General features: G+C 50.6%; 14 protein-coding genes. 4 read left to right on the top strand and 10 right to left on the bottom strand.

Annotated elements, in window-relative coordinates:
• Window positions 1–11 precede the first annotated feature (11 nt).
• Window positions 12–989, bottom strand: coding sequence for an HTH-type transcriptional regulator CysB (gene cysB, locus BZG72_RS04055; RefSeq protein ID WP_046073507.1), 978 nt, complete (start codon window positions 987–989; stop codon window positions 12–14).
• Window positions 990–1356: 367 nt separating this feature from the next.
• On the opposite strand from cysB, the gene BZG72_RS04050 reads away from it, so the two are divergent.
• Entirely contained in the window at window positions 1357–2115 is a 759-nt protein-coding gene (locus tag BZG72_RS04050) for a DNA repair protein (RefSeq protein WP_077579229.1), read from the top strand.
• A 97-nt stretch (window positions 2116–2212) separates the two neighbouring features.
• Here BZG72_RS04050 and BZG72_RS04045 read toward each other — a convergent pair whose 3' ends face one another.
• The 3 genes from BZG72_RS04045 to BZG72_RS04035 form a co-directional block, all read right to left on the bottom strand.
• A complete protein-coding gene (locus tag BZG72_RS04045; protein WP_077579228.1) occupies window positions 2213–2701 on the bottom strand; it encodes a low molecular weight protein-tyrosine-phosphatase in 489 nt (162 codons plus the stop codon).
• A gap of 104 nt (window positions 2702–2805) precedes the next feature.
• Window positions 2806–3108: a Dabb family protein gene (locus tag BZG72_RS04040; protein WP_077666143.1), complete on the bottom strand. Its 303-nt coding sequence runs from the start codon at window positions 3106–3108 to the stop codon at window positions 2806–2808.
• A gap of 19 nt (window positions 3109–3127) precedes the next feature.
• Window positions 3128–3874: a dienelactone hydrolase family protein gene (locus tag BZG72_RS04035; RefSeq protein ID WP_241832513.1), complete on the bottom strand. Its 747-nt coding sequence runs from the start codon at window positions 3872–3874 to the stop codon at window positions 3128–3130.
• Between the two features lie 107 nt (window positions 3875–3981).
• Here BZG72_RS04035 and cobO point away from each other — a divergent pair, with 107 nt between their 5' ends.
• Window positions 3982–4572 (top strand): cob(I)yrinic acid a,c-diamide adenosyltransferase, encoded by a 591-nt coding sequence (cobO, locus tag BZG72_RS04030; RefSeq protein WP_077666141.1) that lies wholly within the window; start codon window positions 3982–3984, stop codon window positions 4570–4572.
• A gap of 40 nt (window positions 4573–4612) precedes the next feature.
• On the opposite strand, the gene BZG72_RS04025 is transcribed toward cobO, so the two are convergent.
• The 5 genes from BZG72_RS04025 to apbC form a co-directional block, all read right to left on the bottom strand.
• Complete coding sequence (locus BZG72_RS04025) at window positions 4613–5695, bottom strand: metal-dependent hydrolase (RefSeq protein WP_077579225.1); 1083 nt, start codon at window positions 5693–5695, stop codon at window positions 4613–4615.
• A gap of 52 nt (window positions 5696–5747) precedes the next feature.
• Window positions 5748–7886: an AsmA family protein gene (locus tag BZG72_RS04020; RefSeq protein ID WP_077666140.1), complete on the bottom strand. Its 2139-nt coding sequence runs from the start codon at window positions 7884–7886 to the stop codon at window positions 5748–5750.
• Between the two features lie 124 nt (window positions 7887–8010).
• On the bottom strand, window positions 8011–8598 hold the full coding sequence (gene dcd, locus BZG72_RS04015; protein ID WP_046073840.1) for a dCTP deaminase: 588 nt from the start codon (window positions 8596–8598) through the stop codon (window positions 8011–8013).
• 118 nt (window positions 8599–8716) lie between these two features.
• Window positions 8717–9361 carry a uridine kinase gene (gene udk, locus BZG72_RS04010; RefSeq protein ID WP_077605938.1) on the bottom strand — a complete coding sequence of 215 codons (645 nt, stop codon included), beginning with the start codon at window positions 9359–9361 and terminating at the stop codon, window positions 8717–8719.
• Window positions 9362–9502: 141 nt separating this feature from the next.
• The gene (apbC, locus tag BZG72_RS04005; protein ID WP_077579222.1) at window positions 9503–10621 is read right to left on the bottom strand and encodes an iron-sulfur cluster carrier protein ApbC; all 1119 of its coding nucleotides are present in this window, start codon (window positions 10619–10621) and stop codon (window positions 9503–9505) included.
• A gap of 157 nt (window positions 10622–10778) precedes the next feature.
• Between apbC and metG the strand changes: the two genes are divergently transcribed.
• Window positions 10779–12815 carry a methionine--tRNA ligase gene (metG, locus tag BZG72_RS04000; RefSeq protein ID WP_077579221.1) on the top strand — a complete coding sequence of 679 codons (2037 nt, stop codon included), beginning with the start codon at window positions 10779–10781 and terminating at the stop codon, window positions 12813–12815.
• 245 nt (window positions 12816–13060) lie between these two features.
• Window positions 13061–13861: a hypothetical protein gene (locus tag BZG72_RS03995; RefSeq protein WP_077666139.1), complete on the top strand. Its 801-nt coding sequence runs from the start codon at window positions 13061–13063 to the stop codon at window positions 13859–13861.
• Window positions 13862–13903: 42 nt separating this feature from the next.
• Here BZG72_RS03995 and serS read toward each other — a convergent pair whose 3' ends face one another.
• Complete coding sequence (gene serS / locus BZG72_RS03990) at window positions 13904–15190, bottom strand: serine--tRNA ligase (RefSeq protein ID WP_046073517.1); 1287 nt, start codon at window positions 15188–15190, stop codon at window positions 13904–13906.
• Window positions 15191–15217 lie beyond the last annotated feature (27 nt).

The raw sequence follows: 15217 nt of genomic DNA, 5'->3' as shown, positions 1-15217 counted from the left end.
ACACGGGCAGTTTAGCGAATTGGCAGCGGAATGTCCTTAAACATGGCATCAATTTCTTCGTTTGAACGCAGAGCCACCGCTTTATCTATCATATTGCGCGTCAAATGTGGGGCGAAGCGTTCAATAAAGTCATACATGTAGCTGCGAAGGAAGGTGCCTTTACGAAATCCAATTTTGGTCGTGCTAGCACCAAAAATATGGCTAGCGTCAATGGCGACCAGATCCGAGTCAGCTTGGCTATCCATCGCCATACTGGCGATAACGCCAACCCCTAGCCCTAACTTCACATAGGTTTTAATTACGTCCGCGTCTGTGGCGGTAAATACAATCTTGGGAGTGAGATTGGCGCGATGGAACGCCTCATCCAACTCTGAACGCCCGGTAAAACCGAAGACATAGGTCACAAGAGAATAGGCCGCTAAATCCTCAATGGTGATATTGTTTTTTTTCTGTGCCAGTGGGTGATCAGGCGTCACAATAATCGAACGATTCCAGTGGTAACACGGCAGCATCACTAAGTCTTCATAGAGGTGGAAAGCTTCGGTCGCGATAGCAAAATCTGATGTGCCTTTGGCGACCGAGCTGGAGATCTGCGTCGGCGTTCCCTGATGCATATGCAAAGAGACTTTAGGGTAGCGGGCAGTAAATGCTTTGATCACATCGGGCAGTGCATATCGTGCCTGTGTGTGGGTGGTGGAAATATTGAGATTTCCCATTTCTGGATGAGTATGTTCACTCGCCACCGCTTTAATGCTTTCAACCCGAGACAAAATACTTTGAGATATTTCCACAATAGCCTCACCAGCAGGAGTGACTTGGGTAAGGTGTTTGCCACTGCGCTCAAATATTTGCACGCCTAGTTCGTCTTCTAGTAATCGAACTTGTTTACTGATCCCAGGCTGAGAGGTATACAAACTCTCTGCGGTCGCAGACACATTTAGGTTGTGGTTGACGACCTCAACGATATATCTAAGCTGTTGTAATTTCATAGTGCAGACGCGCGAGCCTCATGGGTTAAGTGACAGCATTGGGTTGTGATAGATTATTTATATACCCAAATTAGACTATTTAATAGGCTTTGGTTATATAAACGTTAGCGATTGCACATTCACTAAGCAATTTGGTGAACAAATAGGGTATTGCCCAATCGCTAAAATCCGATTATTTCAACCAGTTTATCGCCAAGTGCACGATTATGGGCCACACTATGATCAGCGCATGCGAATCGGATGTAATGTGCAGAGTTAGAGGCGGATCACTCATGCTGCCTCCATCCTTGATTGATGCTATCTCTGTCGGTTGAGATCGTGTATCTTAACCAGTTGAGTTTATTACAAGGAACATCGACGCTGAATTATGAATATTGCCTTGATAGCTGGCCTTTGTGTCATATTGCTCGGCCTGATTGTCGGCTACAACATATTGGCTCAACAACGTAAGCAAATTGAATCTCACAAGCGCCAAGAGATGGCTAAGCACATTGCAGTGATTGACGCCACTGAAGAGCTGATTGGTAATGCACATAATCTGCCATATAGCGGGACGCTGTTGGTTTGCTTGAATAAGAAGATCCTAGATTCTTTGAAAGCCATGTACGAGATTGATGATTCCGATAAATCCATCAAGCAACGTATTAGTGCGACGCAAGCGCAGATCGATGAAATCAAACAAAGCTACTCAAACCGCGAGTCGACTTCCTTTAAAGTGCCAGATAACGATCGACAAGCGATTTCGATGCTCAAGCTAGTAAAACGTCTGCGCTCCGTGGTGAAAGCGGAGCACTCTAAGGGACGACTAGCGACGCAAGCGTTTGTGGCTGAGAACGCACGCTTGGAAAAGATGCAACTTAAAATCAATATTGAGAATGTGATTAAGCGTGCCAATGACGCCAAGCAAAAAGGGCAAATGGGCACCGCTCAGCAGTTATTGAAAAAAGCCATTGATGTGGTCTCGCCCAAAACCGATGATTACTCGCAAGAGATGAAAAAGCATTTAGAGCAAATGCATAGCGATATTACCCATACACTGAATACTGGCCATGAAAAACTCCAGTCGGAGCAAGAAGAAGAAAGAAGCGATCTAGACGAGTTGTTTGCACCGAAAAAGAAATGGTAAGTCAGCTCACGTAGGCTTAAAACAAAGGCGCGTTCATCACGCGCCTTTTGCTTATTCTTCCCATCCATGCGTTCATCCTAGACGCGCACTCTCTCAACTAACGAGGTAAAAGATGCGCTTCAATATGATTCAGCACCCCATCTGCCGCTTGTTCAAGCAAGTCTAACACCCGCTCAAAGCCGTCAGGGCCACCATAATAAGGGTCGGGGATCGGCCCCTCGGTATGCTCGCCCCAGTGGAGAAATAAAGACAGCTTGCCTTGGTGCTCGGGTGGGCATTGTGCTTGCAAGTCAGCCAGGTTGCTCTCATCGGCTGCCAGAATCATGTCATGACACACAAAGTCTGCGGGGCCGACCTGGCGCGCTCGAATACCTTCAAACGAGTAGCCTCTCGCCTGCCCTGCCGCTTGGCTACGTCTATCAGGCGGGTTACCCTGGTGATAACCTGCCGTGCCCGCCGAATCAATATCGACTGCCAAGCCTCGCGCCTGTGCGCGAGCACGTAATACGGCTTCTGCGGTGGGCGAACGACAGATGTTACCCAAGCACACCACCAAAACACTGGGCCTTTGATTATCAGTTGTCATCAGCGTCAAACCTCCTTATTGATAAGCCCTCAGATTACCAATAAGGCTAAGCACTGCCTATAGTGAGGCAGGTAATACTCGGTGATAGGGCAGTTTGTCAGCACCTATGCTGGCACGGAATAATCCACAACAATAATGTCTTCCAGGATAGGACGAAATATCGCTTTTAGCGCCTCATGTTCAGGATGCGGTAAATAGCGCTCCCGCGCAGCACCATCACGAAACGTCATCACAATCACATGCGTGTAGCCTTGGTCTTTACCTTCTGGGCTGTTGTTTTCTCCCCATTCGACCGGCCCAACGCCATCAATGACGCTAGGCATTGATTCAAATTTATCTTTCAGTGCTTGGATCTGATCATCGCGCGCGTTAGCGGTAAAACGAACAAGCAATACATGACGAATCATTTCTTTTCTCCTCGTGTCACTATTCCATCCGATCCGTCAAAAACGTTTTAAACGCCTGCCAAGACTTTTTATCAGCTTTTTCACGGTACCTCTCCGAGCCAAATACGGTAAACGCATGCGGCGCCCCACCATACACTTGCGACCAGTAATCGACACCCGCCTGCTCTAGCGTTTGTATAAAGGTCGCAAAATCTGCCATGGGCACCGCTTTATCCGCCCCACCATGAGCAATAAACAGTGGCGCAATGTCCTCTGAATAGCCTTGACCATCTGGCGTGCCCAAACCGCCATGAAAACTCGCGTAGCCACTGACAGGCATATTGCCTGGATTGCGTGCAAGCTCTAACGTCACCGTGCCACCGAAACAATAGCCAGCCACTACTGGCTGCGTCACACCTTGCGATTGCGCGGCACTCATCCCTGCTTCAATCAGTTCGCGCATCCGCACTCTGTCTTCATACAGTGAACGAGTCGCCGCTTTCTTCGCCTCTAGGCTGGTCGGTCGATTCCCGGCGCCAAACATGTCTAATGCAAACGTACGATAGCCCAAGTTTGCCAGCATATCCGCACGTTGACGTTCGTAGTCCGTTAGCCCATCCCAGTCATGAATAATCACCACACTGCCTTTCTCAAAAGAGGCAGGGATAGCTAGGTAGCCGGAAAATGCCTCCCCGTCTAACTGATAATCTATCTGTTTACCCGCCACAGCAGGCAGCGAACATAGAGCCAACAAAGCAATAAGAGCGTGCGTTCCTTTTATCATCATAGCGTCCTTTGGCTGGGGCCGTCGGTTTGTGGCCAGAATGTCATGGGTGGCATCCACCCTATCGTCCCTTTACTATAGACCTAAGTTAACCAAAGGTTGGAAATCACATGTCAGAACACAGTCATCAACAGCGCCAGCAAAAACTGAAAGAAAAAGTCGATGCTCGGATTGACGCCGCACAACAAGAAAAAGGGCTATTTCTTATTATTACAGGCAACGGCAAAGGCAAATCGACATCCGCTTTTGGCACTGTCGCACGCGCCGCAGGCCATGGTTTCAAATGCGGGGTGGCGCAGTATATCAAGGGAACGTGGGCATGCGGTGAGCGAGACTTACTCAGTCAGCATGGCGTGGACTTTCATGTGATGAGTACAGGGTTTACCTGGGATACCCAAGATAAAACAGCCGACACGCAAGCCGCACAAAAAATCTGGTCAGCATGCAAAACCATGCTCAGCGATCCTAGTTATGGTTTGGTCGTCCTGGACGAAATCACCTATATGATCACCTATGGCTACATTGACCTGGACGATGTCATCGATGCAATTAGCCAACGCCCAAGTGAGCAATCTGTGCTGATCACGGGTCGAGGCGCTCACCGTCGTTTAATCGAAATCGCCGATACTGTCTCTGAAGTTCGCAATGTCAAACATGCGTTTGATGCCGGTATTAAAGCGCGCCAAGGCATTGATTGGTAACCTTTGACAACGTGAGACAATACGTGTGCACGGCGTGCGCTCATTGTTTTTCAGAGGCCGTCGCCGGTAAGGCGGCAGATGAGATGGGCTCGGCCCAACGCGGGTCAGTTTGCTGACACGACTGCCGGCAGAGTTTGGCGTCTATCGATTGATCGCCCAACAAACGTTGCCACAACGCGGGTAGCGCGGTCTCGGGCAACGGGCCAGGCTCAAGTTGTTTGGGCGACACAGGATACCAGTCCCCGTCTGTATTTTGTTCTGCAAGCAAAAACTGGAACGGCTGATAGGCGGCCACACCAAAGCGCAAGTCGGTGACTACCTGCTGCCCGTTTCGGTTTTCAAAGCGAATAAAATTACGTGAAAACGTCCGCAGAGCGCTGAGGGTATCAGAGTTGGCCAGTGGCCACTCTCCCAGAGGCTGCGCCACCCAATCAATTGAAGGGTTGGCATCAAGTCGTGAGGCTAACCCCTCCCAGTATTGCTCTTCGCCACTGACGACCACACGCCACAGTAAGGTATTAAACGGCGTTGGCATAATGATTAACGGCTGGCCTTCCAGCAAGGTTCCTTGTGTTTGTTCGGCAACACGGGTTTTTATTTGTTGGAGCTGGTACACAGAGCTGGCCAAGTAAAGGCTCGAGACCATCAACCCAACACCACATGCCTTGGCTCCCAGATGGCGCCATACCAATGCGCTGATGAGCGCAACCAGTAGAGGCACCGTATACAGGGGATCGATAATAAACAGACTCGCCACCGCTACCGATGGCACCTCAAGCGGCCAGAATAGCTTGGTTCCATATACCGTCATTGCATCGAGCAATGGATGGGTGACAAGCACCGCGATGACCAGCGTCATCACTTGCCAAAGTGGCCACTGACGCTGCCAGCGCCACCAGCACCATGCAATGAGTGCGCCGACCCAAGGCAACACAAACAACGAGTGGCTGAAGCCTCGATGATTCACGGTATTCGCCACCGGGTCGCCGTAATCAATCAATACATCCAGATCCGGTAAGGTTCCGAGGGCTGCGCCCGCCAGTAGCACTTTCGGAGAGCAGCGTTTACCGGCAACTAGGCCCGCGACAGTGGCGCCCAACGCTGCTTGCGTGACAGAATCCATAAACCGTCCTTTAATGGCTTTGCATTAGATAGCCCAATAGCTTGTCAGCCGATCACTGAAATAAATTAAGGAGTTTATCTGCCGTCTCTTTGACCTTATCGTCATCCGCTTTATCACCCAGTAGCTTTTTCAACCCTCGTTGCGCCTCTTTGCGGGCTTTTTCTTCCAACGCGTTATTACTGCTGAGTAGCTGCTTAATGTCTAGTTTATAGCTCGGCGATTGCCAGGTACCGGCCACCGTCACTGGGATGGTGACATCACGCAGTTCATCAATATCTTTACCGCCTTGGCCTTTACTGGTCTCGACCACCGAGGTATAGACATTAAAATCGAGTGTCTCTTGTAACAGATCGGTTTGTCCGTCACTACGTACCCGAAGCGCGGGCGCTTCCAACAGTAAGTCGGTGGTGCGTGCCATGCCGTTGCCTAAGGTAAAGCTCGCAGTGAGTGCGCTAAAGTCTGTTTTACGTACTTCATTGGCGGCCGCTGCCGACTCACCTTTCAGCGTCGCTTTCGCCTCTCTGAGCATCTGCGCCAAGTTTATCCCATTAATCGCGCCATCTTCGAAGAAAATAGCGACACTGCCTTGAATCGCTTGACGTAATGCATACGGCGACAAACCTTTGCCCTGTACATTGATATCGACGTTACCCTTACCCTCTAAAAGATCAACCTGGGCAGCGTCTTCCAGCAGCGGAAGCACTTGGATCCCACGTGCTTTTTTACTTACCTGATAGCGAGCGGGCGTTTGCGTAGCATCTAACATCCCTTGCACAACCACGCTGCCTTCATAGGCTTGCGTCGTCAGCTCTGACACGTCGACCTTGCCACGGTCGATGGCCACCGTCGCGCGTGTTTGCCCTAAGGTAACGTTACTCACAGTAAGCCCTTTCATTGCCAGTGAGCCGGCAATATCTAGCGTCTTCAACACACTCAAATCAGGCTCTTCTTTGCTCAGTGGCGCCGCTTGCGTACTCGGGCTGGATTTATCATTAGAGCCAGATTCACTATCGTTTGCAGATTGATTAGGCGCTGCATTGTCTGTCGGTATCAGCGTATCGAGGTCAATATGGTTGGTATTCAGCGCAAAGCGAACTTGGGGGATCTCCGTCAATTTAACTGCCACTTTGCCATCCACCACAACATCATCGTCGTTTAATCGGCTGATCAATTCACTGACCGTCAACGTTTGCTGGTTGATGTCAAACACAATATCAGCGGCTAGCGCTTGGCTAAGCGACTGGTTGGGGATAGGCTCGCCAGACACCGTCGTGAGCATGTCTAACCCCTGAACCGTGATCTTATCTTGCGTCGTTGCGATAGTGACCTGGGCTTGCCCCGAGCTTTCAACGTCGATGTCTGCGGTTTGCGCGTTGATATTAAAGCCCAACTGCGCCGCCTCACCCAGCGCCAAACGATCGAGGGTGAGGTTCGCTTGTTCTAGGGTCAGTGCACCTTGCTCGGCGGAGAGCGTCAACGCCAGTTTGCGCATCTGGCTTTGTATCAGGTCACTGGCCAATTTCAACTCACCTTGACCTTCCAGCTCAACGCGAGCGTCATTTTGCTCGCCGCGCAACGACACTGACAGTGGCGTCCACACATCCGTCGCCAGATTGCCCACCTCAAGATCCACATCGCGCAACGCTGTCATGGTGCCCGCTTGGTCATCTTTGACGACCACACTCGCGTTGGCCACACTGAGCCCTTGTAGCGATACGTTCCACGCCTTTGCCTCGGTGCTCGTGCTATCAGCGGATGAGCCTGATTGTGGCGCTGGCTCAGCTTGAGGCTCAGCCGTCGGCGATGTCGAGATGAGGTTGCTCTCCCCATTACTCAGGGTTTGAATAAACACATGTGGGTCTTGCAATGTAATTTCGCCGATCTGCAAGGTTTGCGACATCAAAGGCAACACATCGACAGAGAGGCGGGCTTGAGATAAGCGCATCAAATCGGGTTCATCAAAGCCGGGGCGATTTTTTATCGCGACATCCTCGATTGAAAAACCCAAACTTGGCCAAAACTGCCAAGCAATGTCGCCACCGATCACCATGTCATAGCCTGTCTGTTTTTTAACTTGCTCGACCAACAATGGCTTAAACTGGTTAGGATTAATGGTGGCGAGCAAAGCGGCGATGCCACCCATGACGACCACCACCAAAACAGCGAGAGTAAGGGCGATTTTTTTTATCATTGCAAGATGCTCCTTGTGCGTAACAGGCGATACCACTTACGAGAGATACCCGCATTATCGACCATGATTTCGCGATCGGGTTCCACGTTAACAAAAAAATGCGCCCGTAGGCGCATTGCAATCGTTAAACCTTGTCTTGGCTAATGCGAGAGGCAACTGCCCCTTGCTGATTTTTATACTTTGCGTTGTCGCGTTTGTTATACGGCTTATCAGCCGCGCCCGACATAGGCTCAAAACTTAACGCACCAATCGGCATACCGGGTCGTAGCGCCAAGGGCAAACGACCATTGTTATAGAACTCCAGCACAATACGGCCCGACCAGCCCGGGTCAATCCGGTGCGCAGTCACATGCACCATCAGCCCTAAACGTGCCAACGACGAGCGGCCATCAAGCCAGCCGACGATATCGTCAGGCAAGGTCACCGCTTCATGCGTGACAGCAAGCGCGAGCTGGCCTGGATGAAGATAAAAAGCCTCACCATCAGCAATCTCAATTTCATCACTCATCACACGTTCAAGCTGGGCATTGACCTCTTCTTTCGGGCCAGACAGATCGATAAATGCTGCGCCGTGGTCATTAAACACCCGGAATTGATTGCCCAACGTCACATCCGCCGTCACACCAGAAATCGACGCCTCTGCCGGACGTGGCTCAATTTTGATGCGGCCATCATCAAGGTGTTCTTTGATATGCCTGTCGCATAGTCGCATCGGATAGTCCTCACGGTTAATAGATGGGGCGATACATTCACGCACCGCATTCATTTAGCTTGTTGTCCACTGCATAAAAAGCAGCGAGATTGAGGTCAGTGAAACCATCATACCCAAATCAGGCTTTCAGTAATCGCGCGATATGCGCTTTTAACACATCAATCGCAATGCGGTTTTTACCCCCGCGTGGCACGATAATATCGGCATATTGCTTTGACGGCTCAATAAACTGCATAAACATAGGGCGGACCGTCTTCTGATATTGTTCCATCACGGAGTCCATCGTGCGGCCACGTTCAGCCACATCACGTTTCATGCGGCGCAACAAGCAAATATCAAGGGGAGTATCCATAAAGACGCTGGCATGGATCAGATTGCGCAGGCGTGGATCGGTTAGCAACAGGATCCCTTCCAAAATGATCACCTTTTTGGGTGTCATGGTGGTGGTTTCATCCATGCGGGTATGCTCTGAGTAGCTGTACACAGGCACATCGACAGACTGACCTGCCGCGAGGCTTTCTAGGTGCTCGCAAAGCAAGTCATGGTCTAGCGCTTGTGGATGGTCATAGTTGGTTTGTACGCGCTCTTCCATGCTGAGATGGCTTTGATCTCGGTAATATCTATCTTCCGTGATCACGCCGATTTGATGATCGCCGACTTTTTCCTTTAATTCCTTATAAATGGTGCTAGCGATCAGGCTTTTACCGGAAGCAGAGGCACCTGCTATGCCGATAATAACGCATTGGTGGTTGTTGTCACTCATAATATGAATACCCAGAGGAAGCTTGGCGGAATCTACATAAACCGCCTGATTATAGGGAGTTGAAGCCGCTGGCGCCAGAGAAAATCACGCTTCCCTGACTGACCCGCTGCTTTAAGCCTGCGATAGCTGCACGTTGCTCAATCAGGGCGACACCGTTTGTACGCTTATTTGTTCAGGGCGCGTTTCCCCTTGCCAATAAAGCTGACTGGCGACGGTGGCGGCCATTTGGCGATAGACAGCAGCATGCTCGCTGTCAGGGCGCGCCACCATACTCGGTGTGCCTGCGTCTATGTCCTCACGAATCGCGACATGAAGCGGCACTTGAGCTAACACTGGCACGCCTTGCTCACGAGCCATTTTCGCTGCACCACCAGTACCAAAAATCGCTTCATGATGACCGCATTGTGAGCAAATATGGTAGCTCATGTTTTCAATTACCCCGAGAACCGGCACCTGTACTTTCTCAAACATCGCCACGCCTTTAATCGCATCAGCCAGTGCGAGATCTTGTGGCGTGGTAACCACCATCGCTCCCGTCACCGGAAACTGCTGCGCCAAGCTAAGCTGAATGTCACCGGTGCCTGGTGGCATATCAACTACCAAATAATCAAGTTCGGGCCAGCGGGTTTCATTGATCAATTGAGCAAAGGCTTTCGAGGCCATTGGCCCACGCCACACAGTGGCATTATCAGCGGGCACCAGGTAACCAATTGAATTAGAGGCAATGCCATGACGCATCACAGGCTCCATCAATTTGCCATCATGGGTTTGCGGCTCGCTGTCTTTAGCGCCGAGCATAATCGGGAGCGATGGGCCATACACATCCGCATCGACAATGCCCACCGATGCCCCTTCCGCCTGCAGTGCCAGTGCCAAATTGACCGCCGTCGTCGATTTACCCACACCGCCTTTGGCCGAGCTCACCACTAACAGGTTTTTCACCCCTTTGACGGGCGACTTATCACCACTTTTTAACGGCGCCACTCTCTGTGTCAGTTGAAACTGCTGCGCCAATGTCGTCGACTGGGCATTCAGCCAGTCATTGAGCGCCTGCATCACTGACGCCGCTGCAAATGGAAACGTCACTTTAAAGCCGTGTTCAGTCACGCTCACCCAATGTGGTTGGCTTGCCCACTGCTCCACCAAACGCGGATGTGAAAACTGATTCAATAGACTCACGGCTTCATCCACATTGGTCAGCGGGGCGGCCGTGTCTTTTTTTTGTTTTTGTGCTTTTTTCTTTTTAGAGCCAAACAACATGCATCACCATCCCATTGATTAAAATATATTAGGCCGGATAGCTAACGTTTAACGGATAAACAGCCTCACTCACGGCCTGCACTAGGCAAGGCATATCGTATCAGGTAAGATTTCCGCAATCATTCCATTCATATCATAAGAGCGAACAAACAAGATTATGGCTGCAAACCCACGGAAAATTCTGGTGACCTGTGCGCTGCCTTATGCGAACGGCTCAATTCATTTGGGCCACATGCTCGAGCATATTCAAGCAGATGTATGGGTGCGCTATCAGCGCCTACGTGGCAACACGACTCACTTTATTTGTGCCGACGATGCCCACGGCACCCCCATTATGTTGAAAGCACAGCAAATGGGTGTCGAGCCAGAAGCCATGATCGCTGGCGTGCAACAAGAGCACCAAGCCGACTTTGATGGCTTTGATATCAGCTTCGATAACTATCACAGCACCCACAGTGATGAAAACCGTGAGCTCGCCTCGTTTATTTATACTCAGCTCCGCGATAAAGGTTACATCACCAGCCGTACGATCTCTCAGCTGTTTGATCCGGAAAAAGAAATGTTCTTGCCGGATCGCTTTGTCAAAGGCGAGTGTCCAAAATGTCACGCCGACGATCAGTACGGTGACAACTGTGACAACTGTGGTGAGACCTATACCCCAGCAGAGCTGATTAACCCACGCTCAGCGGTGAGTGGCGCCACGCCCGTAATGCGTGACTCTGAGCACTTCTTCTTCGATTTGCCGCAATTTGAGCAAATGCTGAATGAGTGGACAAAGTCCGGCTCACTGCAAAGTGAAATTGCCAACAAAATGAATGAGTGGTTCGAAACCGGCCTTCAGCAGTGGGATATCTCACGTGATGCCCCTTACTTTGGTTTCGAAATTCCTGATCAACCCGGCAAGTTTTTCTACGTTTGGCTTGATGCGCCGATTGGCTATATGGGGTCATTTAAAAACTACTGTGACAAACGCGGCGACATCGACTTCGACGAGTATTGGAAAGCCAACAGCGACACCGAGCTATATCACTTTATCGGCAAAGACATTGTTTATTTCCATAGTCTGTTCTGGCCCGCCATGCTCGACGGTGCCGGTTTCCGCAAGCCAAATAACGTCTTCGTGCACGGTTATGTCACCGTCAATGGCGCGAAAATGTCCAAGTCGAAAGGGACATTCATTAAAGCGAGCACTTACTTAAAACACCTTGATCCCGAGTGCTTACGCTATTACTACGCCGCCAAGCTCAACAGCCGTATTGATGATCTCGATTTAAGCTTGGATGACTTTATCCAGCGCGTGAATACCGACATTGTCAACAAAGTGGTCAACTTGGCCTCTCGCAACGCGGGTTTTATCAGCAAACGCTTTGACGGCCAGCTGTCGCCCGTTTGCTCTGAGCCTGAGCTTTATCAAACCTTTATCGATAAAGCCGAGCACATAGGTGAACTCTACGAGGCACGCGAGTTTAACCGAGCGATCCGTGAGATCATTGCGCTTGCCGATAAAGCGAACCAATACGTCGACGAGAAAGCCCCTTGGGTCATCGCCAAAGAAGACGGTAAAGACGCCGAACTGCAAGCGATTTGCTCGGTGGGTATTAACTTGTTCCGAGTTCTGATGACCTACCTAAAACCTGTGATGCCAAAACTGGCCGAGCGTGCGGAAGGCTTTTTAAACGACACCTTAACGTGGGAGAGCATTGCGACCCCGCTGACTGGCCATCAAATCACCAAGTTCAAGGCGCTATTTAACCGAATTGATCCAAAAGCGGTCGATGCCATGATTGCTGACAGCAAAGAAGATGTCGCGACTGAAGAGGCGGCGAAAGCAAGCGCGCAAGGGCCACTTGCCGATGAACCACTCGCGGATGAAATCGAATTTGGTGATTTTGCTAAAGTCGATCTTCGTGTCGCTAAAATCCTTGAGTGTGAAGCCGTGCCAAAAGCGGATAAACTGCTCAAATTCAAGCTCGATATTGGCGGTGAAACACGTCAGGTTTTCTCTGGGATCAAATCGGCCTACAAGCCGGAAGATCTGGTGGGCAAGCACACCGTGATGGTCGCCAATTTAAAACCAAGAAAGATGAAGTTTGGCATGTCAGAAGGCATGATTTTAGCGGCCGGCCCTGGCGGGAAAGAGATTTGGATCTTAGAGCCTCATGAGGGCGCCCAGCCAGGTATGCGGGTCATGTAACCTTGCTGCCTAATCAATTTGCACAAGCAGAGAATAAAGAGCCCAGTCGGGCTCTTTTTTTGTCCAATGGGTGCCATCCATCGATTCTCCCCTGCACTACGAGGGAGCAATCACGCCCAAGTAAGGTGCGCAGTAAGAGCACATCCACGCGCCAGTCATTGCGCTGCAAGGCGTGATTAACCTCTCAATTTTGGCATGCTTCATGCTCCGCTCTGTATACGCGGAAGCCATAGCAAGGAGAGCATATGGGATTGTTAGTGATGATAGGAATACTGGCGCTCACGATTGCTAGCGTGGTGGCGGTCATCGTGTATCGTCAACGACCGGATTGGCGATTGCATCAACTGCATGAGTTACGAGCTTTACTCCAGCATGCAGGTTACCTCGCCACCCAACCGCGCGTCGATCCGTATGACTATCAACGATTGCTGGATCAAACGCGTCAATTACACCACTTGGCACCCCATGCGCAAAAGCCAATGTATCGGCTTTTTTTCCATCACCTTCACGCCTTGCCACAATATGATGATGTGACCCAGGCCAAGATGAAAAACCGCGCCTTGCAGCACCTAGCGTACTTGGTGGATGAAGCCATCCCGCCGGTGTTAATTGCCTGTGGTGATGACCACACGCTCTCGTCTTACCAACAAATTTGGTATGCCGTGCTAGAGCTACTTCAAGCTCGCCAACGCTTTTCCTACGCGTCAATACAACTGGATAACGCAACGCCCAATGCGCACCAGTCCCTAAGCTTACAACAACAAATACTCATCAAGCGCTTAGCACAACTGCGCGACCTTGAATTGGGCGATGCATTCACCGATAAGATAGATCAGGTTATCTCACAGCTTGATGATGTACACACCTTGTCACTCAATCGCCGCCTGGCGCTGGCACAGCAAGTTAACGCCGTGATGCTGGATGCACTCGATACCTTTCTGGCTGCGCTGCTCGCCCGCTTTCCTACACCAGAAGATGATATCTTCAATACGCTGTCACCCATCAATGATCCACACCATCAAAGATTCAACCATACACAGCAATAAAAAAGCCGGCGCAAGGCCGGCTTAATAGCAACACGATGACACTTACCCAATATGAGTCTGTCCACCCATGTATGGACGCAATACCTCAGGGATTTCAATACGGCCATCTGCTTGTTGGTAGTTTTCCAAAATAGCTACCAAGGTACGGCCCACCGCCAAGCCTGAACCATTCAAGGTATGCAACAGCTCAGGCTTTTTCTCACCTTTACGGCGGAAACGCGCCTGCATACGGCGAGCTTGGAAATCCATGGTGTTTGAGCACGATGAAATCTCACGATAGGTGTTTTGTGCTGGCAACCAGACTTCTAGGTCATAGGTTTTCGCCGCACCAAAACCCATGTCGCCTGTGCAGAGCAACACTTTGCGGTATGGCAAATTGAGCAGTTGTAACACCTTTTCTGCATCGGCAGTCAAAGATTCAAGTGCTTCCATCGACTCTTCTGGCTTAACCACCTTCACCAACTCAACTTTGTCGAATTGGTGCATACGGATAAGACCGCGCGTATCGCGACCATACGAGCCAGCTTCTGAACGGAAACACGGTGTGTGTGCCGTCATGCACAGCGGCAAATCGGCTTCATCGATGATCTCATCACGTACCATGTTCGTCAGCGGCACTTCCGCGGTTGGGATCAACGACATGCCTACCCCTTCTTCCGTCGCCGGCTGGGTGTGGAACAAGTCTTCACCAAATTTCGGCAGCTGACCGGTGCCATACAAGCTGTCCGCATTGACCAAGTAAGGCACATACATCTCAGTATAACCGTGCTCATTGGTGTGCAAGTCGAGCATAAATTGCGTGAGCGCACGGTGCATACGCGCCATTTGCCCTTTCATCACGATAAAACGAGAGCCAGATAGCTTCACTGCACTGGCAAAATCAAGGCCACCGGTGAGTTCACCAAGGTCGACGTGATCTTTAATCTCGAACTCAAATTGACGGGGCTCGCCCCAGCGTGAGATTTCCTGGTTCTCAGATTCATCTTTACCGCTTGGTACGTCGGCCGCAGGTAGATTGGGCACGCTCATGACCACGTCATTCACTTTTTGCTGGAGTGCCGCGAGCTCCGTTTTCGCCGCATCCAATTCATCACCAAGGTTTGATACTTCTTCTAGCAATGGTGCAATGTCTTCACCCTTTGCTTTAGCCTGGCCAATGGACTTCGATCGGGAATTACGCTCAGCTTGCAGTTGTTCGGTGCGAATTTGCAGCGCCTTACGTTGTTCCTCGAGTTCACGCATAGCGTCAACATCAAGCGTAAAGCCACGACGAGCGAGTTGTTGAGCGGTTTCTTCCAGCTCAGTTCGAAGTAATTTGGAATCCAGCATGCTAATCCTGTGCTTTCGGGTTATTGA

The sequence above is a fragment of the Salinivibrio sp. PR6 genome (assembly GCF_001995955.1).
In the GTDB taxonomy this organism is placed as follows: Bacteria; Pseudomonadota; Gammaproteobacteria; order Enterobacterales; family Vibrionaceae; genus Salinivibrio; species Salinivibrio siamensis.
This window is presented reverse-complemented; position numbering and strand designations above follow the sequence as displayed.

Coding starts and splice junctions, on each gene's coding strand:
- dcd (WP_046073840.1), bottom strand. CDS start 8,598: ATGCGACTATGCGACAGGCATATCAAAGAACACCTTGATGATGGCCGC.
- BZG72_RS04020 (WP_077666140.1), bottom strand. CDS start 7,886: ATGATAAAAAAAATCGCCCTTACTCTCGCTGTTTTGGTGGTGGTCGTC.
- cysB (WP_046073507.1), bottom strand. CDS start 989: ATGAAATTACAACAGCTTAGATATATCGTTGAGGTCGTCAACCACAAC.
- metG (WP_077579221.1), top strand. CDS start 10,779: ATGGCTGCAAACCCACGGAAAATTCTGGTGACCTGTGCGCTGCCTTAT.
- serS (WP_046073517.1), bottom strand. CDS start 15,190: ATGCTGGATTCCAAATTACTTCGAACTGAGCTGGAAGAAACCGCTCAA.
- cobO (WP_077666141.1), top strand. CDS start 3,982: ATGTCAGAACACAGTCATCAACAGCGCCAGCAAAAACTGAAAGAAAAA.
- udk (WP_077605938.1), bottom strand. CDS start 9,361: ATGAGTGACAACAACCACCAATGCGTTATTATCGGCATAGCAGGTGCC.
- BZG72_RS03995 (WP_077666139.1), top strand. CDS start 13,061: ATGGGATTGTTAGTGATGATAGGAATACTGGCGCTCACGATTGCTAGC.
- BZG72_RS04035 (WP_241832513.1), bottom strand. CDS start 3,874: ATGATGATAAAAGGAACGCACGCTCTTATTGCTTTGTTGGCTCTATGT.
- BZG72_RS04040 (WP_077666143.1), bottom strand. CDS start 3,108: ATGATTCGTCATGTATTGCTTGTTCGTTTTACCGCTAACGCGCGCGAT.
- BZG72_RS04025 (WP_077579225.1), bottom strand. CDS start 5,695: ATGGATTCTGTCACGCAAGCAGCGTTGGGCGCCACTGTCGCGGGCCTA.
- BZG72_RS04045 (WP_077579228.1), bottom strand. CDS start 2,701: ATGACAACTGATAATCAAAGGCCCAGTGTTTTGGTGGTGTGCTTGGGT.
- BZG72_RS04050 (WP_077579229.1), top strand. CDS start 1,357: ATGAATATTGCCTTGATAGCTGGCCTTTGTGTCATATTGCTCGGCCTG.
- apbC (WP_077579222.1), bottom strand. CDS start 10,621: ATGTTGTTTGGCTCTAAAAAGAAAAAAGCACAAAAACAAAAAAAAGAC.